The organism is Paraburkholderia aromaticivorans (assembly GCF_012689525.1).
GTDB classification, from domain to species: Bacteria; Pseudomonadota; Gammaproteobacteria; order Burkholderiales; family Burkholderiaceae; genus Paraburkholderia; species Paraburkholderia aromaticivorans_A.
Genome location: NZ_CP051516.1, coordinates 3,445,646 through 3,464,274, shown reverse-complemented (window position 1 = coordinate 3,464,274; position 18,629 = coordinate 3,445,646). Strand labels below are relative to the sequence as shown.

Genomic DNA, 18,629 nt, shown 5'->3' with positions numbered 1-18,629 from the left:
TGCGACGGCACGCTTTTCCCCTAGTTTGCAGGCTTCTCATGGCGGCAGCGGGTGAGTGGCTCACGCTGTCGAGAAATGCATTCTAAGGGGAATCAGGCTGATGGGTTTTTGATCTTGCACACGGTCGCGGCGACGGGACTTTCGCGTTGGACCACGCGCGTTGCGGGCTCTGCCGATACGTCGTGGACGCACCGGCAGAAGCTGTTATTGAATGCCGATCGTGCAGACCGCGCGCGTCAAAATCGTGAAACAAGCGCGACGCGCGCGGCTCGCTTGTTAACCGCGTTCGGCGTTCAACACCTGTCCGCCGTCCACAGGCGTCGAACCTTTTGCGGGACGTCCTGCCCAGTGCCCCGCGAGCAGCGAACCCGACAGGTTATGCCACACCGAAAACAGCGCGCCGGGCAAGGCCGCGATCGGCGTGAAATAGAGCTTGCCGAGCGTCGCGGCGAGGCCCGAGTTCTGCATGCCCACTTCGATGGCGAGCGTGCGGCACACGGCTTCGTCGAAACCGAGCAGACGGCCGCCCCAATAGCCGCCGAGCAAGCCGATGCCGTTATGCAGCACCACGCCCAGCATCACCACGAGGCCGACCGACGCGATGCTCTTCTGCGTACCGCCCACCACCGCGCCGATGATCAGCACGATCGCGACCATCGAGATCAGCGGCAGAATCGGTTCGATCTTGCGCACGACCTTGCCGAACAGATGATTGGCGATCAGGCCGACCACGATCGGCAACGCGACGATTTGCAGAATGCTCATCAGCATGCCGTGCACGTCGACGGCGATCGACGCGTCCACATAAAGACGCGTGAGCAGCGGCGTCGCGAAGACGCCGACGAGCGTCGACAGCGCGCTGATCGTCACCGACAACGCGACGTCGCCGCGCGCCAGATAGATCATCACGTTCGACGCCGTGCCGCTTGCCACGCTGCCCACCAGCACCATGCCGGCGGTGAGATCCGGCGGCATGCGCAACACCTTGGCGATCGCCCAGGCGGCGAGCGGCATGACGAGATAGTGCAGCACGATGCCGGCGATCACCGGCGCGGGCCGCGTAAAGACACGCTGGAAATCGGCTACGGAGAGCGTGACGCCCATCGCCAGCATGATGATCGTCAGCAGCGTGGTGACGTGTGGCGCGACGCCGGAGAACGAGGCGGGCGAGAAGTACGCGGCAATCGAAACGAGCACGGCCCAAAGCGGGAAAAGACGGGTGACGCGGGCAAGCATGACGGGTGGTCCTTGATTATGTTTTATCGCGAGAAGCAGGGTCGGTCGAGTGGCGCGCCAGCGGCGGTGGCGCGCTTGCGGGAGTCTGCCGCGTGTGCGCGGCAAGCCTTGTCGGCGGGTGATGGGCCTTCGGGCGGCGCTGGCCTTTTTGAGGCGCGCGAGCGGGTTTTCGGCTGATGGGCGCGGGTGCGCGCCCATCAGCTGGAACACGGTATTTTACCGTTCGCGGCGAATTCCTCGTGCGTCTATGGTTGCGCGTGCAACTAGGCGCGCATCGTTCGACCGGGGTAGGGCGGCGGTGTGCCGAGTGTGGCCGCACCGCCCTGCAGGTTCAGCTTCAGGCGGATTTGGCTGACAACGAGCCGTGCGTTGCCGGATCGCGCCGCTGGCGCGGCTTCGCGCGTGATTGCCCCGCGACCGCCGAGCGCGGCCAGCGCGCGCCTCTAACCCAGCGTCAAACGGGTTCGACCGGCGACCCGCCGGACGTTGCCGGCACGCGCCGCAAGCTCAGCTTGTGAAAGCGCAGCGTCATCAGCAGCGCGACGCTCGCGAGGCCGGCCGCGAGTCCCCACCACAACCCGCGCGCGCCGAGGCCGAAGTGAAACGCCAGCGTGTAGCCGGTCGGAAAACCGATCACCCAGTAGCCGAAGGCGGCGGCGATCATCGGTACACGCGTGTCTTTCAGGCCGCGCAGACAGCCGGAGCCGACCGTCTGCATGCCGTCGACGATCTGGAAAATTGCCGCCACCCCGAGCAGCGAACTCGCGAGGTTGACCGTGGCCGCGTTGGCCGGGTCGTCGAGATGCAGATAGAGGCCGACGATCCAGTGCGGCGCGGCGATCAGCACAAGGCCCGACAGCGTCATGAAGGCGACGCCGAGCGCGAGCGCGACAAACCCCGCGTGGCGTGCGGCGAGCGGCTGGCCGGCGCCGGACCAGAAGCCGACCCGCACGTTGGCCGCCTGACCGATCGCGAGCGGCACCATGAAGGCCACTGAGGCCACATTCAGCGCGATCTGATGCGCGGCCAGTTGCGACTCGCCGAGCAGGCCGACCATCAGGCCGGTGGCGAGAAAGAGCGTCGACTCGACGCCGTAGGTGATCGCGACCGGCCAGCCGATGCCGAACAGTTCGCCCATCAGCGGCACGTTCGGCCGGGTGGCGACGACGAAATGGCGATAACGCGGCCGCAAGTGCAGCAGCGCCATCAACACGAGCGCGCTTAGCCAGACGGTGATCGAGGTCGCGGCCGCCGAACCGAGGAAGCCGAGCCGCGGCAGGCCATAGGCGCCATGGATCAGCCCGTAATTGAGAAAACCGTTCACGCCGACGCTCACCAGCGATACCCACAGAAGCCGTTTGGCCGCGCCGATCGCCGGCAGGAACGAACGCATCAGGCCGACGCCGATCAGGCTGGCGAGCGCGCCCCAACGCAGCACCGCCGCGTATTCGCCGACGTTGTGCGCAAGCAGCGCGGGTTCGCCGAAAGCCAGCAGGATCGGCGTGGCGAACGAAAGCAGGAAGAACGCCGGCACCGACAGGAGCACCGACAGCACTAAGCCGGTCCAGTAGATGTGCGGCACGCGGCCTTCGTCCTGGGCGCCGCGCGCGTGCGACACGCTCACGCTGACCGAGGTCAGCACGCCTTGCAGCAGCGTGACCACCACGAAAAACAGATTCGCGCCGAGGCCGCCGGCCGCGAGCGCGTCGGGGCCGAGCGAGCCGAGCAGGATCGTGTCGGTGACGCCCATCGCCATTTGCGAAAGTTGCGCGATGGCGAGCGGCGCGGCGAGCCGCGCGGTGTCCGCCGCGTGGCGGGTCAGGGTCGGCGGCCGGGCGGCCACCCGGGTGATGCCGGATTGAGTCATGGAGCGCCTGGCGGCGGAAATGGCGACAGCGCGACGGCGGGCGCGACGAGCGCGCGAGCGGTGGCGAAGGCAGCGGCTCGATGAGCCTCGGCAGATGCTCGAGGCAGCCGCCGGCCGGGAGTGTCAGCCGATTGTTGGTTTGTCGAGACTGACAGCTTATTGCTTAGACGCGGCGATGTCGATGGAGGAGGCACGATTTTGGTGCGCGCGGTCCTCCGAGTTTTCGGACTGCGGGGTGACAGGCCGTGTGTCAGGCCTCGTGGACCGCAACCCGCGTATCGCCGAGCAGCACGACTTGACCCGCGCGGATCTTGCAGGTTTTACGCGTTTCGACCCGGCCGTCGACGGTGACCGCACCGTCCGCGACCATCATTTTTGCCGACCCGCCACTGTCCGCCAGCCCCGTTATCTTCAGGAGATTGTGCAATTCGACGTAGTCGCCGGTAAGCGTGAAATCGAGGTTGGGCATGGCGTTTGCACCTTGAGGCATTGAGGCAAAGGGTTCGCATCATAAGCCAGAAGCTTGCCCTGGATGAAGTTCGCGGTGTGCGCCGCCGTTGTGTGAGCATCTGCAAGCAGATGTTATGCGATTGTCAGAAAGTGAAACGTTCCGTAACGATGGTCGCAAAACACGAACTTCACTCGTAGAGTGCAGATCAGTAGGGAAAGTCTGCTGGATTTTTATCTGGCAGCGAGCAGACCGGGCAAACACGCAGAGCACGCTCGTAGAGACTCAAATGCAGCGGCTCAAATGCGCAGCGCCAGACAGGTTGCCCGCGTCACAACAACTTTAGAGAGGATTAGCCATGACCCAGATTCGTACGCTTCTGATCGGTACCGCCCTTACGGCCCTTGCTTCGACAGCCGCATTCGCACAGACCGCGCAACCGGCAGCGGGTACGGACGGCCAGCCGCAAGTCCAGATGCAAGGCGCTGATGCCGCCCCTGCCGCCCAAGGCGTGCAGCCAGTCACGCCGACGCCGACGCGTCTGACGGCGTCGGGCTCGACCGATCCGCTGGTGCAGAAGCGCGACGCCAATGCGAAGGCTAACGCCGAATATCGCGCGTCGAAGAAGGCATCGAAGGCGGAACTGAAGGATCAACAGAAGACCGCCAAGGTCCAGTACAAGGAACAGGTGCGCGACGCCAAGATCAACCAGAAGGCGGATAAGCAGACCGCCAACAATGAGATGAAGATGAACATGCAAGGCCAGACGGGCGACCAGTCGGACGGCACCGACGTCAAGCACTAAGGCCAAGTTTTGAGCAAGCGGCGTGGCGGCGTGGTTTGCCGCCGCCGCACGCCGCTTTACCGGACTTTCAGGTCCGGGCATCTCGTTTCAACGGAGGTATCCCATGAGCATCACCCAGTCCACGAAGACCACGCTTGTCGCCGCGTTGATCGCGGGTTGCCTGTCGTCGGCTGCATTCGCGCAGGCTAGCGATCCGGCTGCGGCGCCGGTCACCCACGCCGACAAGAAGGCGGCCAAGGAACAGTCGAAGGCAGACAAGAAGGCGTCCGTCGCGCAAGCCACGGCCGACAAGAAGAAAACCGATGCGCAGGCCGACGCCGACAAGGCCAACGCCGACGCCAATCTGAAGGACGCGAAGAAGCAGTAGGAGGCGGACTTCGTGGCCGCCTATGCGCATCGCCGTAACGTTCGCGCGCCGCCGCGCGTCCGACAAGTCCCAGTGTCATGGCGTTGCGCGGCGCGTGAGCGGCTCGCTCTGACGCCTGAAAATGGCCGGTGCGTTCTACGCCACGGCCATTTTTGCGCCCTCGATCTTTTAATGGTCGTCCGGCGGGGTCAGGCAAGGCCGCTGGCAGCGAGGCCAAAAAAAGGGTCGCTTGTCTGCGCGGGTTGTATGGATATACAGTGTGCGTCGCCGCTCTGAATCTATCCAACGCCCAAAAATCGATCGTGCTCTCCGTCGCCGAATCACCGCCGCCCCCCGCGTCATCGTCATCCGACACCGCCGCCTGGCTGGCGAAGCTCAACGACGCGCAGCGCGAAGCCGTCGACTACGGCGCCGACACGCTCACCGCGCTGCCCGGCGCGCTGCTGGTGATCGCGGGCGCCGGTTCCGGCAAGACCAATACGCTCGCGCACCGGGTCGCCAATCTGGTGGTGAAGGGCGCCGATCCGCGCCGCATCCTGCTGCTGACCTTTTCGCGCCGCGCGGCGCTCGAAATGACCCGGCGCGTCACGCGCATCGCCGGCGCGGCGCTCGGTTCGCGAGCCGCGCTCGCGCAAGGGCTGACGTGGTCGGGCACGTTCCATAGCGTCGGCGCGCGGCTGTTGCGCGAGTACGCGGATCTGATCGGCCTCGCGCCGGCCTTCACGATCAACGACCGCGAGGATTCCGCCGACCTCATGAACCTCGTGCGCCACGAACTCGGCTTGTCGGCGAAAGAGCGGCGTTTCCCGGCCAAGGGCACGTGCTTTGCCATTTACTCGCGCGTCGTGAACACCGGCGCGTCGCTCGGCCAGGTTCTCGACAAGGCGTTCCCGTGGTGCCGTGAATGGGAGGCCGATCTGCGCATGCTGTTCGCGGCTTATGTCGAAGCGAAGCAGAAGCAGAGCGTGCTCGACTACGACGACCTGCTGCTTTACTGGTCGCACATGGCCGCCGAGCCGGCCATCGCCGCCGACCTGTCGGGGCGCTTCGATCATGTGCTGGTCGACGAGTATCAGGACACCAACCGTCTGCAGGCGTCGATCCTGCTCGCGTTGAAGCCGGACGGCCGCGGCCTGACCGTGGTCGGCGACGACGCCCAGTCGATCTATTCGTTTCGCGGCGCGACCGTGCGCAATATTCTCGATTTCCCCGCGCACTTCGATCCGCCGGCCAAACAGGTCACGCTCGAGCGCAATTACCGCTCGACTGCGCCGATCCTGGCGGCGTCGAACGCGGTGATCGAACTGGCCAACGAGCGCTACACGAAGAATCTGTGGACCGACAAGGCATCGGCGCAGCGCCCGCGTCTGGTGACCGTCGCCGACGAAGCCGACCAGGCGCGCTACATCGTCGAGCAGGTGCTGGAAGCGCGCGAGCAGGGCATGAAGCTGAAGTCGCAGGCGGTGCTGTTCCGCGCCGCGCATCACAGCGCCGCGCTGGAGATCGAACTGACCCGGCGCAACATTCCGTTCGTGAAGTTCGGCGGGCTAAAGTTTCTCGACTCGGTGCACGTGAAAGACGTGCTCGCCGTGCTGCGCTGGGCCGAAAATCCGCGCGACCGCGTGGCCGGCTTTCGCGTCGTGCAGTTGCTGCCGGGCGTGGGACCGGCCACCGCGGCAAAGGTGCTCGATGAGGTTGTCGCGCGCGCGGGCAGCGGCAATCCCGCCGACACCGCCGGCGGCGCGCTGGCCGCCTTCGCCGCGCCGCCTCGCGCGCAGGAAGACTGGCATCCGTTCGTCAAGCTGATGTCGAGCGTGTACGGGCGCCAGACGCCGTGGCCCGCCGAGTTCGAAATGGTGCGCCGTTGGTATGAACCGCATCTCGAGCGCAATCACGAGGACGCGGCGATCCGTCACGCGGACGTGTTGCAGATGGAGAGCATCGCGGGCACGTATGCATCGCGTGAACGGTTTCTGACCGAGTTGACGCTCGATCCGCCCGACGCCACCAGCGACGAATCCGGCGTGCCGCTGATCGACGAGGACTACCTGATCCTTTCCACGATCCATTCGGCGAAGGGGCAGGAGTGGCGCAACGTATTCGTGCTGAACGGCGTGGACGGCTGCATTCCGTCCGATCTCGGCACGGGCAGCGAAGAGGAAATCGACGAGGAGCGCCGTCTCCTCTACGTGGCGATGACGCGCGCGAAAGAGGACCTGCATATCGTCGTGCCGCAGCGCTTTTACGTGCACAACCAGACGCATATGGGCGATCGTCACGTGTGGGCATCGCGCACGCGCTTCATTCCCGCGCATCTGATGCCGCTATTCGATGCTTATGCATGGCCGCGCGTCCCGATTCCGAGCGCGCCGACGGCGGCCGGGCTGGCCGCGGCGGCGCAGGCGAAGGTCGAGATTGGCGCGAAACTCAGAAAGATGTGGGATTGAGAGCACGGCGGGCGGCGCGCTTCAATGCGCCGCATCTGATGCCGCTGTTCGATTCCATCTGTGACCACGCGTGCCGGCTCCGCGCGCGCCCACGGCGGCTGGGCGTGCCGCCTCCGTTCAGGCGGAGATCGGCATCGGCGCGAAACTCAGAAAGATGTGGGATTGAGAGCGCGGCGGGCGCCGCGCTCCTGTGCGTGATAGCCGTGACGCGATCAACGCTGAGCAAGGGACGCGGCTCGATCGTTGGCCCGGTCCGTTGTTCGGCGTTACGTCTCTCGATCGGCGGAGGGTTGCCGCTTGTTGGCTACTGGTGACCCAGTGGTGGTTTCCCAGGGTCGTTTGCGTCAGCGCGACTGCCGTGGCTGCTGTTGCTGCGGCGCCGGACGCGGCGGCACGAAGAAATTGCGCAGCCAGGCCGCCATACGCGAAAACACGTCGTACGGCTCTTCCACGAAAATCTCCGGCTTGAGCAGGCGCAGGAACTCCATGATCTGCTGCGCTTCCTGCTTCTGGAACGAGCCGTGCGAAATACCCAGCCGCAGCAGCCCACGCAGTTCGCCGAGCTTTTCGCGCGCCGTGCTGCCCACGTGCGTTTCGCACGCCACCTTGGCCTCGTAGACGCGCTGGCGCAGCGATTCCACCACCCGCCACGCCGGCGTCTGCATGACTTCCTCGAGCGCCTGAATGTCCTGCGCCGCGCTCTTGATCTGCGCCGCGAGCGGGTCGATCAGCGCGGCGTCGCCTTCCGCTTCCTTGACGATCGCCGCCGCCCAGTCGCGGCACTGCTTGGCGAGTTCCTCCGGCGTCCATTCCGAGCGGGCCGCGAAACCGAAGCCGAACTCGCCCGCCTGCCGCATCAGAATCGCGACGACATCCGGGAACTCCTTGTCCAGCGTGCGTTTGGCCCAGGCGTACTGGCCGCCCTGCAACATCCGCTGAACCGCGTGTTCGGTCAGCGGCACCATATTGTCGAGCAGCTTGGCGCGCAAAAAATCCTCAAACGACGGCGTCGCGAACTGCGGATCGAGCTTCAGCGAGACTCGCAGAAAAGCGTCGAAATCCTTGCGCAGTGTCGCGATGGTCTCGTCTTTGAGCGTGAGGGTGATTTGACCCATGTGTTATCCCGTTTGGTCCTGCCGCGCGGCCTCGCCACGCCGCCCGGCCGCATGGGCCTTGGGAGACGCGGCGTTCGATGCCGGCGCGCTTGATTCCTGCCTGATGCCGCATAACCAGCGGGACGTATCCCGACGAGCGGACCTCGACTGCATAACGGCGGATCGGGGGGAAACTTAAGGGAGTGCGGGGCGGGGCGCCCGCTTTAGAGGGAAGCGTCGCCCGGCTTGCGCGCGCATGGCGCGAGCCGGGCGACGCCTTTGCCGCCTTGAAAGCGACGTGCGTCTATTTCAGCACGACGCATTGCCAGACAAAAAACACCGTCAGCCCGACGGCGATGGTTAGAAGCGGCCGCCGCGTCAACGCGCTGACGAGCACCGCAGCCAGCGCGCCGACCAGTTGCGGATTGCGCCAGGTCAGCTCGGCGTCGCCGCCGTGCGGCGAAACCGCCATCGGCACGATGATCGCTGTCAGCACGGTGACCGGCACGAAGCCGAGGGCGGTACGCACGAGCGGCGGAAACACCAACCGGTCGCCGAGCACGAAGACGGCGGCGCGGATTACCCACGTGATCGCCGCCATGCCGAGAATCAGGACAACATAGTTCATCGCGATGCCCCCGCGGTTTTGCCGTTACTGCGCAGGTTGGGCCGCGACGTCGACAGCAGGACGCCGATCGCCACCCCCGCGAACACCGCGCCGAGCAAACCGAGCTTGTACGGCCACGCCTGCCAGAAGAAGGCCAGCGTGCCCGCGGTGACGGCCGCCGCGATATAGCGCAGCGCGACGAGTTGCGGCACGACGATCGCGATGAAAGTGGCGACCATGGCGAAATCGAGGCCGAGCGATTGCAGGCCCGGGAAAGCCGCGCCGAACAGCAGGCCGGCGACGGTCCAGAGTTGCCAGTTCAGGTACATGGCCAAGCCGGCGCCGAAGAAGTAATGCGGGCCGACCGTGCCGGGCTCCCGATGCCGGTAGTGCTCCCACACGACGGCGAAGACTTCGTCCGTGAGCAGCGCGCCGAGCACCCAGCGCCAGCGCGTCGACAGATGCGCGACGTGCGGCGCGAGCGTGGCGCTGTACAGCACATGGCGCAGATTGACGACGAGCGTGGTCACCCAGATCACGGCGAAACTCGCGTGTCCGGCGATCAGGCCGAGCGCGATGAACTGCGCGGAGCCGGCGAACACCACGAGCGACATCAACTCGCCGTGCCATAGGTGCAGCGGGCCGGATGCGACGAGGGTGCCGAAAATGACGCCGAAAGGCGCCGCGCCGACCATCATCGGGATGATGTCGCGCGCGCCGGCGGTGAATTCTTTGAAATGGCCTGGGCTCGTGGGCTGGCCTGCGGTGGAATGGGTCAATCTAGCCTCCTTGATTCGGGAAGCATAGCGGCGGCGGCCGGGCGGGGCTTGTACGTTCTTGCGGATGGGCGGGGTTTGATGCGGTGTGCGCCAAGGTTGTTGGTGGCGTGTGCGCCAGGCTGTGTTTTGCGGTTGGAATGAGCAAGTGGCCGGACATGCAAAGATCGACGCCAACGTAAACGTTGGCGGTGTGTCTAGCGGTTGGCGTGTCCCAGGCCGCAGGGCGCATAAGGCTCCCGGCAGCGTACGCTGAGCGCCGCATCTTGCGACTGGGATGGCCGAGGCAGCGGGGCACGCAAGGCTGTCGGGCAAGTACGCGCTAGCGTCGTATCTTGCGGCTGGAGTGCCGAAGGCAGAGGGACGCGCAAACGTCGCCGGCAACGCAAGCAACAGCGCCGCGTCAGACGCCCTGCCAGCGTCCCGGCGGCACGCCGAACATGCGCCGGAAGTGTCGCGTGAAATGGCTCTGGTCCGTAAAGCCGCTGGCGGCGGCGACGTCCGTGACGGAAACGCCCGCGCGCAGTGGCGCGAGCGCGCGCTGCAAGCGCACCTGATTGCGCCACGCGTGGGGCGGCAGGCCGGTTGTTTGGGTGAAAAGACGCGCCGCGTGGAACGGCGAGAGCCCTGCCACTTGGGCCATTTCAGCGAGCGTGACGGGCTCGACGAGGTCGCCCGTCAGGCGCTCCTGCATGATCGTCACGCGAGCGTCGTCGGTGGCGAGGCGCGAACGCACCGGCTGCGTTTGCGCATAGCGCACCAGCAGCGTGGACAAGGCATCGAGCATGGCGGCTTCGGCGGCGAGCGGGTCGTCGCCCGCCTCCAGCAGACGATGCGCATGCGCCAGCCGCGCGGCCAGATCCGGATCACGGATCACGCCGGGCGCAAACCACGGCAACGCCTGAGGCTTGCCGCTGACCTCGTTGGCGAGGGCGTGGATGAAATCCACCGGCGCATACATCACGCGATACCGCCAGCCCGCCTCGACCGCCTTCGAGCCGGTGTGCAACTCGCCGGGATTGATGATTGGCACGCTGCCGGCTTCCGCGACATAGTCGGAACCGAGATACCGATACCCTTCGGCGCCCGCCACGATCACCGGAATCGTGTACGCGTCGTGCCAATGCGGTGTGAACTCGTGATCGTGATATTCGGCCGTGAGCAGATCCGCGCCGGGCAGAAGCGGCGTGCGCCAGTAGCGGGCGGAATCCTGGAAACGATGGGCGGCGGTCATGGCGAAGGTCCGGCTGGACCGGCCAGTTTAGCGCGTCGCGACCTGCATTGCTTCATGGGTTGATGCGTCAGCCGGCTGCGTTTTGTCGTAGGGGCGTCTACTTGACCGGGATCGTTGTTCCGGCCGGCATCGGCACGGCGCTCACGCTGTTTTTCGCGCTGCCGCTGACCACCCGGTCGCTGTAGGTGAGGTACACCAGCGAGTTGCGCTTCGCGTCGACCACCCGCACCACATGCAGCGACTTGAAGATGAACGACATGCTCACCGAGAACACGTCGGCCTGTTTCTTCACCGGACCCGTGAAGTGGATTTCGCCGACCTGACGACAGGCGATCGACGCCTCGGTGGGATCTTCCGCGATGCCGAGCGTACCCTTGACGCCGCCGGTACGCGCCCGCGACACGTAGCAGGTCACGCCTTGAACAACTGGATCGTCATAGGCCTCGACGACCACGCGGTCGGAGCCCGTGACGCGGAAATTGGTGTTGACGCTGCCGACTTCTTCGCTGTGTGCCGAGGGCAGCAGGAGGGCGGCGGCCGCCGCAAGCGAGATGCGCAACAAAGTGGGTTTCATGGGATGGGATTGCCGGAAATTGAGCGCCTGGGTTGGGCGCGGGACGTGCGCCGGGAAGTCGCCATCGTATAACGGCCGGCGGGCAGAGAGTCGATGCGGATGCTCCGACGGGTCGGTGCAACGACCGCCATTCAGGATATTGGCGTGCGCATCGACCGGGGTGATATGGACTGGCGCCGGCGAATTGCGGCGCGCAAAAAGAAAAGGCCCGCATGGATGCGGGCCTTTCAAATTTTTTGGCTCCTCGACCTGGGCTCGAACCAGGGACCTACGGATTAACAGTCCGGCGCTCTACCGACTGAGCTATCGAGGAACAGCAGTACAACTTGATCTACATAAAAAAGCCCGTCTTGGTTAACGGGCTTTTGCAATTCTTGGCTCCTCGACCTGGGCTCGAACCAGGGACCTACGGATTAACAGTCCGGCGCTCTACCGACTGAGCTATCGAGGAACAGAACAACAAACAGCAGAGAAACGAAATTGTAGGAGCAGCTTAAGCGCCTGTCAATACCCTGTGTTCATCTCGATTTCATTCGAACCCGGCTGCAGACGCGCCAGGCAGCGAGGTTCAACGTGCGAGCAGCTCGAGCTTTTCCTTCACGTCCTTGAACTCGTCGGCTTCCGGCAGCGGTGCCTTGGTCTTGGTGATGCTCGGCCAGTTCTTCGCGAGATCGGCATTCAGCTCGATGAAGTTCTGCTGGTCGCCCGGCACGTCTTCTTCGGCATAAATGGCGTTCACCGGGCATTCGGCCACGCACACGGCGCAGTCGATGCATTCATCGGGGTCGATCGCGAGGAAGTTGGGACCTTCGCGAAAGCAGTCCACCGGGCACACATCGACACAGTCGGTATAGCGGCACTTGATGCAGCTTTCGGTCACAACGTGAGTCATTCAGGCAGCTCCTGCATGCGGTATCTGGGGAGGCGGAAACGCCAAAAGCGCTATTGTATCGTAACGTCAAGAGGCGCATGCAGCATCGCACAACGCCGTTTATACGTTTTCGTGATTAGTTTATGGCGTCCGCATCCGGGCTTCCTTGGGACGCGCGGCGTGGGCGTCCGGCGGCGCGCTGAATGCCGGCGCATTCGGGTAACATGCGTCAGGCCGGTGCGCTCGGGGCGTGCCGTACGCGCATGGGTGAGTCGGGCCTTTCGTGTCAGGCCTTCCGTTTTCCGCAGTCCAGTTCGCACCATCATGATTATTACTTCGCTGCTCGACACCGATCTGTACAAGTTCACGATGATGCAAGTGGTGTTGCATCACTTTCCCGCGGCGAACGTGGAGTATCGCTTCCGCTGCCGTACGCCGAATGTCGATCTCGTGCCGTATATCGGCGAGATCCGCGACGAAGTGCGCAAGCTCTGCAAGCTGCGCTTCACCGATGAAGAACTCGACTACCTGCGGCGCATGCGCTTCATCAAGGGCGACTTCATCGAGTTTCTCGCGCTGTTCCATCTGAACGAGAAATACATTTCGATCGAACCGTCGCCGAAGGGCAATGGCGAAATCGACATCGAGATCAAGGGACCGTGGCTGCATACGATCCTGTTCGAGATTCCGATGCTCGCAATCGTCAACGAAGTCTACTTCCGCAACACGCAGCAAAAGCCGGACTACAGCGAAGGGCGCGGGCGCCTCGTCGACAAGATCCAACTGCTCGGCGCGCGTCCGGAATTCGCCGACTGCAAGATCGCCGACTACGGCACACGCCGCCGCTTCTCGAAGCAATGGCACGAGGAAGTGATCCTCAAGCTCAAAGAAGGGCTCGGCGAACAGTTCGCCGGCACCAGCAACGTGTTCTACGCGTTGAAGCACAGCCTCACGCCGCTCGGCACGATGGCGCACGAATACCTGCAGGCGTGCCAGGCGCTGGGTCCGCGGTTGCGTGACTCACAGATCTTCGGCTTCGAAATGTGGGCCAAGGAATACCGCGGCGACCTGGGCATCGCGCTCTCCGACGTGTACGGCATGGAGGCGTTCCTGCGCGACTTCGACATGTACTTCTGCAAGCTGTTCGACGGCGCGCGCCATGATTCCGGCGATCCGTTTGACTGGGGCGAACGCCTGCTCAAGCACTACGAAGCGAATCGCTGCGACCCGCGCACCAAGATCCTCGTATTCTCCGACGCGCTCGACATTCCCAAGGTGCTGCAACTCTACGAGCGCTTCCGCGGCCGCTGCAAGCTGGCGTTCGGCGTGGGCACGAATCTGACCAACGACCTCGGCTACAACCCACTGCAGATCGTCATCAAGATGGTTCGCTGCAACGGTCAACCGGTGGCGAAGCTGTCGGACTCGCCGGGCAAGAATATGTGCGAAGACAAGGCTTACCTTGCTTATCTGCGTCAAGTGTTCGGCATTGCGCAGCCCGAGGAAGAGGCGGCGAAGTAGCGCGGTTCGTAGCTGGCTATAGCGTAAGCCGCGTGTGCGGTACGCGGCAATAGACCGTTCGGCCAGGGTGTTCGCGCGCAGGGCGGCCGGTATAATTCTCGCCATATCGCACGGCTGTCGACACGAGGATTTCGCACATGGACACATCGATTGCCCGCCGCAACATCCTGGCACGTATCCGCGCGGCGCAAGGGCGTGAGCCGGAGCCGTCCGCTGCCGAGCGCGAGGCCGCGGCGGACTACCTCGCGCGCCATCCTGCCGGTCCGCGTCCGGAGATGCCAGCCGACCTCGTCGCGCGCTTCATCGAAGAAGCGCAGAAATTGGCCACCACGGTCGACTCGGTTCAGGCAATGAGCGACGTGCCGGCCGCGGCGCATCGCTACCTCACGCAACATGCGTTGCCGCTGCAGGCCATCGCCTGGCAAACGCTGCAGGATCTGCACTGGGCCGAAGCCGGCCTCACCGTCGAATTTCGCAAGCCGCAAGACGGCGACGTGGTCGGTCTCACCGGCTGCTTCTGTGCGACCGCCGAGACCGGCACGCTAGTGCTGCTGTCGGGGCCGGAAACTTATGCGTCGGCCGGTCTGCTGCCGGAAACGCACATTGCGATCGTGCCGGCTTCACGCATCGTCTCGGGTCACGAAGAGGCGTTCGCACTGATCCGCAAGGAACGCGGCGAACTGCCGCGCGCGGTCAACTTCGTGTCCGGTCCTTCGCGTACCGGCGATATCGAACAGACCATCGTGCTTGGCGCGCATGGGCCGTACCGGGTGCATGTGATCGTCGTGCAGGGCGCCTGAGCGGCAAGCGCGGCCGTACCACACAACGCATGCTCCAATGCACGGCTGCAAGCAATAACAAGGACTTCAAACCTATGAAAGGACGCGCCGTCTGGACGGGCATGGCGCTCGCGGCTGCATTGGTGCTGGCCGGCTGGCCGCAGTTGGTGTCGGCCGCCACGCTCGACGGCGCGACTTTGTCGGCGCTGTGGGGGCTGCCGTTCGCGGGCGTGCTGCTGTCGATCGCGGTATTTCCGTTGATCGCGCCGGCGTTCTGGCATCACCATTTCGGCAAGATTGCGGCGGCGTGGGCGCTCGTGTTTCTCGTGCCGTTTGCGCTCGGCTACGGTCCCGGCGTCGCATTCGGCACGCTCGTGCATGCGCTGCTCGAAGAATACGTTCCGTTCATCGTGTTGCTGACGGCGCTCTACACCGTGGCGGGAGGCATCCGCGTGCGCGGCAATCTGCATGGCACGCCGCGCCTGAACACGTCGATCCTCGCGCTCGGCACCTTGCTCGCGAGCATCATGGGTACGACCGGCGCGGCCATGTTGCTGATCCGTCCGTTGCTGCGCGCCAACGACAATCGCAAGCACGTCGTTCACGTGGTCGTGTTCTTTATCTTTTTAGTAGCCAACGCGGGTGGCTCGCTTTCGCCGCTGGGCGACCCTCCGCTCTTTCTCGGCTTTCTGCAGGGTGTAAGTTTCTTCTGGACTACCACGCATCTCGCGCTGCCGATGCTGTTCGTCTGCGGCGTGCTGCTGATCGGGTTCTATGCGCTGGACTCGTACTACTTTCATCGGCGCGAGGAAGAGCGCTCGCGCTTTCTCGATCCGACACCCGACACGCCGCTGCTCGGCATCGACGGCAAGATCAATTTCGTGTTGCTCGCAGCGGTGGTCGCGCTCGTGCTGATAAGCGGGCTCTGGAAACCGGGCGTGAATTTCGACGTGTTCGGCGCGCACGTGGCTTTGCAGGATGCCGTGCGCGATGCCGCGCTGATCGGCGTGACGTTGCTCTCGTTGGCGCTCACGCCGCGCGCGGCTCGCGCGGGCAACGACTTCAACTGGGCGCCGATCGAAGAAGTCGCCAAACTGTTCGCCGGCATCTTTGTGACAATCGCGCCGGTCATCACGATTCTGCGCGCCGGCGAGGCGGGCGCGTTCGCGGGCATCGTCCATCTGGTCAACGACGCCTCGGGCCAGCCGCACGATCTGATGTACTTCTGGGCGACCGGCCTGCTATCTTCGTTTCTCGACAACGCGCCGACTTACCTCGTGTTCTTCAACCTGGCCGGTGGCGACGCTCAGACGCTCATGACCACCGGCGCGACCACGCTAGCGGCGATCTCGGCCGGCGCGGTGTTCATGGGCGCGAACACGTATATCGGCAATGCGCCGAACTTCATGGTGAAGGCAATCGCGGAATCGCGCGGCGTTCGCATGCCGGGTTTTTTCGCGTATCTGGGCTGGTCAGCCGTGGTGTTGTTGCCGCTTTTCCTCGTCACCGGCTGGCTCTTTTTTTGACGCCGAGGCAATCGAACTCGACGCGCTTTACGGAGAATTGCAATGCAGAAGATCCTCGTCGCCCGTCCGATCTTTCCCGATGTGATCGAACGGCTCAAACAGTATTTCGACGTCGACTGGAATCAGGGCGACGTGTTGCCCGCCGACGAACTGACGCGCCGTCTCGCGGATAAGGACGGCGCACTGACCGCGGGCGACCCCGTTGGCGCGGCCGAACTCGCGGCGGCGCCGCGTCTGCGCGTGGTGTCGAATATGGCGGTGGGCTACAACAACTTCGACATGGCCGCTTTCAACGCGGCCAACGTGCTCGGCACCAATACGCCGGACGTGCTCAATGAATCGACCGCGGACTTTGGCTGGGCGCTGATGATGGCGGCGGCGCGCCGCATCACCGAATCGGAGCACTGGCTGCGCGCGGGCCAATGGCAGAAGTGGGCGTATGACGCGTTTCTCGGCAGCGATCTGCACGGCTCGACGCTCGGCGTGATCGGCATGGGCCGCATTGGCCAGGCGCTCGCACGTCGCGCAAAGGGCTTCAACATGCAGGTGATTTATCACAATCGTTCGCGCGTGGCGGCCGAGATCGAGGCCGAACTGAACGCCGAATACGTCTCGAAGCAGGACCTGTTGCGGCGCGCCGATCACGTCGTGCTCGTCTTGCCGTACACGAAGGAGAACCATCACACGATCGGCGCGGCCGAACTCGCGCTGATGAAGCCGACCGCGACGCTTACCAATATCGCGCGCGGCGGTATCGTCGACGACGCGGCGCTCGTCGACGCGTTGCGCTCGAAGCAGATTGCAGCAGCCGGTCTCGATGTGTTCGAAGGCGAGCCGAATCTGAATCAGGATCTGCTCAGCGTGCCGAACGTCGTGCTGACGCCGCACATTGCCAGCGCGACCGAAGCCACGCGCCGCGCCATGGCGAATCTCGCCGCGGACAATCTGATCGCGGGACTGGGTGAAGGTCGGCGCGCGGGGCGGCCGCCGAATCCGGTCAACCCCGAGGTCATCGGCAAGGCGCGTTCATGACTATGATTCTGGTGGCGGCCGTCGCAGTGATGGCGGTCGCATTGGTCATCGCGCTGGCCTTGCTGATGCGCGGCCACAACCGCGCGGAGGACAGTGAGCAGTTCGAGTTGCTCAACGAACGCATCGACGTCGCGGCTGATACGCAAGCGCACGCCTACGAGCGTCTCGAACGGCAACTGCGCAATGACATCACCGAGACGGCGCGCGTGTCGCGTACTGAACAGAGCAGCGGCTTCGCGCATTTTCAGCAGACGCTGGCGGCGCAGTTCAGCAGCATGACGACGGTGCAGGGCGGCAAGATCGACGGTTTCGCCCAGCAACTCGACGCCGTGCGTCACAGTCTGCAGGCACAGGCCCAGCAGGCACGCGACGAACAAGGCCGTTCGCTCAAACAGTTCGGCGATACGCTGAGCCTGCAACTGGGACAACTCACCGAGGCGAACGACCGCCGCTTCGCCGAAGTGCGCGCGACCATCGAGCAGCGGCTGAAGGATATCGAGGCGAACAACTCGCTCAAGCTCGAGGAAATGCGTCGCACCGTCGACGAGAAACTGCATGCCACGCTCGAACAGCGTCTGGGTGAATCGTTCAAGCTGGTGTCCGACCGGCTCGAACAGGTACATCGCGGCTTGGGTGAGATGCAGACGCTGGCGGCCGGGGTGGGCGATCTGAAGAAAGTGCTGACCAATGTGAAGACGCGCGGCACGTGGGGCGAAGTGCAGCTCGAAGCGCTGCTAGAGCAACTGCTCACCGCCGACCAGTACGCGAAGAACATTGCGACGGTGCCGAGAAGCGCGGAGCGCGTCGAGTTTGCGATCAAGCTGCCGGGACGCGCGGAGCAGGGCGCTGCGGCTACGCCGGTCTGGCTGCCCATCGACGCCAAGTTTCCGCGCGAGGACTACGAGCGCCTGATCGAAGCGCAGGAGCGCGCCGATCCGGTTGCCGTGGAAGAGGCGTCACGCGCGCTCGAAGCGCGGATTCGCGCCGAGGCGCGCACGATCGCGGAGAAGTACGTGTCGCCGCCGCACACCACTGACTTCGCGTTGCTGTTCCTGCCGACCGAAGGCTTGTACGCGGAAGTATTGCGCCGGCCGGGTCTGACGGACTTGCTGCAGCGCGACTATCGCGTGACGATTGCGGGGCCGACTACGCTGACTGCTTTGCTCAATAGTTTGCAGATGGGTTTCCGCACGCTCGCGATCGAAAAGCGGTCGAGCGAGGTGTGGCAGGTGCTCGGCGCGGTGAAAACGGAGTTCGGCAAATTCGGCGACGTGCTGGCCAAGACGAAGGCGCAACTGGAAACCGTCACGCGGTCTATTGAAGCGGCGGAAACGCGCACGCGTGTCATGAGCCGCCGATTGCGCGACGTCGAGGCATTGCCGGGCGAGGAGGCGAGCGGGTTGCTCGGCGATGCGCTGTCGGGCGTGGATCCCGACGAGCAATAA

General features: G+C 64.5%; 17 protein-coding genes and 2 tRNA genes. 8 read left to right on the top strand and 11 right to left on the bottom strand.

The window, feature by feature from the left end; all coding sequences use genetic code 11:
* Positions 1 to 276: 276 nt before the first annotated feature.
* The 3 genes from panS to HF916_RS43735 all read right to left on the bottom strand — a co-directional run bounded on the left by panS (position 277) and on the right by HF916_RS43735 (position 3,572).
* Positions 277 to 1,236 (bottom strand): ketopantoate/pantoate/pantothenate transporter PanS, encoded by a 960-nt coding sequence (panS, locus tag HF916_RS43745; protein ID WP_168794842.1) that lies wholly within the window; start codon positions 1,234 to 1,236, stop codon positions 277 to 279.
* A gap of 454 nt (positions 1,237 to 1,690) precedes the next feature.
* On the bottom strand, positions 1,691 to 3,103 hold the full coding sequence (locus HF916_RS43740; protein WP_168794841.1) for an MATE family efflux transporter: 1,413 nt from the start codon (positions 3,101 to 3,103) through the stop codon (positions 1,691 to 1,693).
* 250 nt (positions 3,104 to 3,353) lie between these two features.
* Positions 3,354 to 3,572, bottom strand: coding sequence for an RNA-binding S4 domain-containing protein (locus tag HF916_RS43735; protein ID WP_168794840.1), 219 nt, complete (start codon positions 3,570 to 3,572; stop codon positions 3,354 to 3,356).
* A 337-nt stretch (positions 3,573 to 3,909) separates the two neighbouring features.
* Between HF916_RS43735 and HF916_RS43730 the strand changes: the two genes are divergently transcribed.
* The 3 genes from HF916_RS43730 (at position 3,910) to HF916_RS43720 (ending at position 7,170) form a co-directional block, all read left to right on the top strand.
* Positions 3,910 to 4,356, top strand: coding sequence for a hypothetical protein (locus HF916_RS43730; protein ID WP_168794839.1), 447 nt, complete (start codon positions 3,910 to 3,912; stop codon positions 4,354 to 4,356).
* 103 nt (positions 4,357 to 4,459) lie between these two features.
* Positions 4,460 to 4,723, top strand: coding sequence for a hypothetical protein (locus HF916_RS43725; protein ID WP_168794838.1), 264 nt, complete (start codon positions 4,460 to 4,462; stop codon positions 4,721 to 4,723).
* 302 nt (positions 4,724 to 5,025) lie between these two features.
* Positions 5,026 to 7,170, top strand: coding sequence for an ATP-dependent helicase (locus tag HF916_RS43720; protein ID WP_168795851.1), 2,145 nt, complete (start codon positions 5,026 to 5,028; stop codon positions 7,168 to 7,170).
* A 344-nt stretch (positions 7,171 to 7,514) separates the two neighbouring features.
* Here the strand turns inward: HF916_RS43720 and HF916_RS43715 are convergent, their stop codons facing one another.
* The 8 genes from HF916_RS43715 to fdxA form a co-directional block, all read right to left on the bottom strand.
* Positions 7,515 to 8,285, bottom strand: coding sequence for a DUF4088 family protein (locus HF916_RS43715; protein ID WP_168794837.1), 771 nt, complete (start codon positions 8,283 to 8,285; stop codon positions 7,515 to 7,517).
* Positions 8,286 to 8,568: 283 nt separating this feature from the next.
* Positions 8,569 to 8,892 (bottom strand): AzlD domain-containing protein, encoded by a 324-nt coding sequence (locus HF916_RS43710; RefSeq protein WP_168794836.1) that lies wholly within the window; start codon positions 8,890 to 8,892, stop codon positions 8,569 to 8,571.
* Positions 8,889 to 9,650 (bottom strand): AzlC family ABC transporter permease, encoded by a 762-nt coding sequence (locus HF916_RS43705; RefSeq protein ID WP_168794835.1) that lies wholly within the window; start codon positions 9,648 to 9,650, stop codon positions 8,889 to 8,891. The genes HF916_RS43710 and HF916_RS43705 overlap by 4 nt, the downstream gene beginning before the upstream one ends.
* Before the next feature lie 400 nt (positions 9,651 to 10,050).
* Positions 10,051 to 10,881 carry an AraC family transcriptional regulator gene (locus HF916_RS43700; protein ID WP_168794834.1) on the bottom strand — a complete coding sequence of 277 codons (831 nt, stop codon included), beginning with the start codon at positions 10,879 to 10,881 and terminating at the stop codon, positions 10,051 to 10,053.
* Positions 10,882 to 10,978: 97 nt separating this feature from the next.
* Positions 10,979 to 11,455, bottom strand: coding sequence for a CreA family protein (locus HF916_RS43695; RefSeq protein ID WP_168795850.1), 477 nt, complete (start codon positions 11,453 to 11,455; stop codon positions 10,979 to 10,981).
* A 237-nt stretch (positions 11,456 to 11,692) separates the two neighbouring features.
* Positions 11,693 to 11,768, bottom strand: a tRNA-Asn gene (locus HF916_RS43690).
* A 62-nt stretch (positions 11,769 to 11,830) separates the two neighbouring features.
* Positions 11,831 to 11,906 (bottom strand) — tRNA-Asn (locus tag HF916_RS43685).
* Between the two features lie 117 nt (positions 11,907 to 12,023).
* Positions 12,024 to 12,347: a ferredoxin FdxA gene (fdxA, locus tag HF916_RS43680; protein ID WP_168794833.1), complete on the bottom strand. Its 324-nt coding sequence runs from the start codon at positions 12,345 to 12,347 to the stop codon at positions 12,024 to 12,026.
* A 303-nt stretch (positions 12,348 to 12,650) separates the two neighbouring features.
* On the opposite strand from fdxA, the gene pncB reads away from it, so the two are divergent.
* From pncB to HF916_RS43655, 5 genes are all read left to right on the top strand, one after another.
* Positions 12,651 to 13,847 (top strand): nicotinate phosphoribosyltransferase, encoded by a 1,197-nt coding sequence (gene pncB, locus HF916_RS43675; RefSeq protein ID WP_168794832.1) that lies wholly within the window; start codon positions 12,651 to 12,653, stop codon positions 13,845 to 13,847.
* Between the two features lie 137 nt (positions 13,848 to 13,984).
* Positions 13,985 to 14,647, top strand: a complete 663-nt coding sequence (locus tag HF916_RS43670; RefSeq protein ID WP_168794831.1) for a LutC/YkgG family protein — start codon at positions 13,985 to 13,987, stop codon at positions 14,645 to 14,647.
* Between the two features lie 74 nt (positions 14,648 to 14,721).
* On the top strand, positions 14,722 to 16,152 hold the full coding sequence (locus tag HF916_RS43665) for a sodium:proton antiporter (protein ID WP_168794830.1): 1,431 nt from the start codon (positions 14,722 to 14,724) through the stop codon (positions 16,150 to 16,152).
* 42 nt (positions 16,153 to 16,194) lie between these two features.
* Positions 16,195 to 17,184, top strand: a complete 990-nt coding sequence (locus HF916_RS43660; protein ID WP_168794829.1) for a 2-hydroxyacid dehydrogenase — start codon at positions 16,195 to 16,197, stop codon at positions 17,182 to 17,184.
* A complete protein-coding gene (locus HF916_RS43655) occupies positions 17,181 to 18,629 on the top strand; it encodes a DNA recombination protein RmuC (RefSeq protein ID WP_168794828.1) in 1,449 nt (482 codons plus the stop codon). The genes HF916_RS43660 and HF916_RS43655 overlap by 4 nt, the downstream gene beginning before the upstream one ends.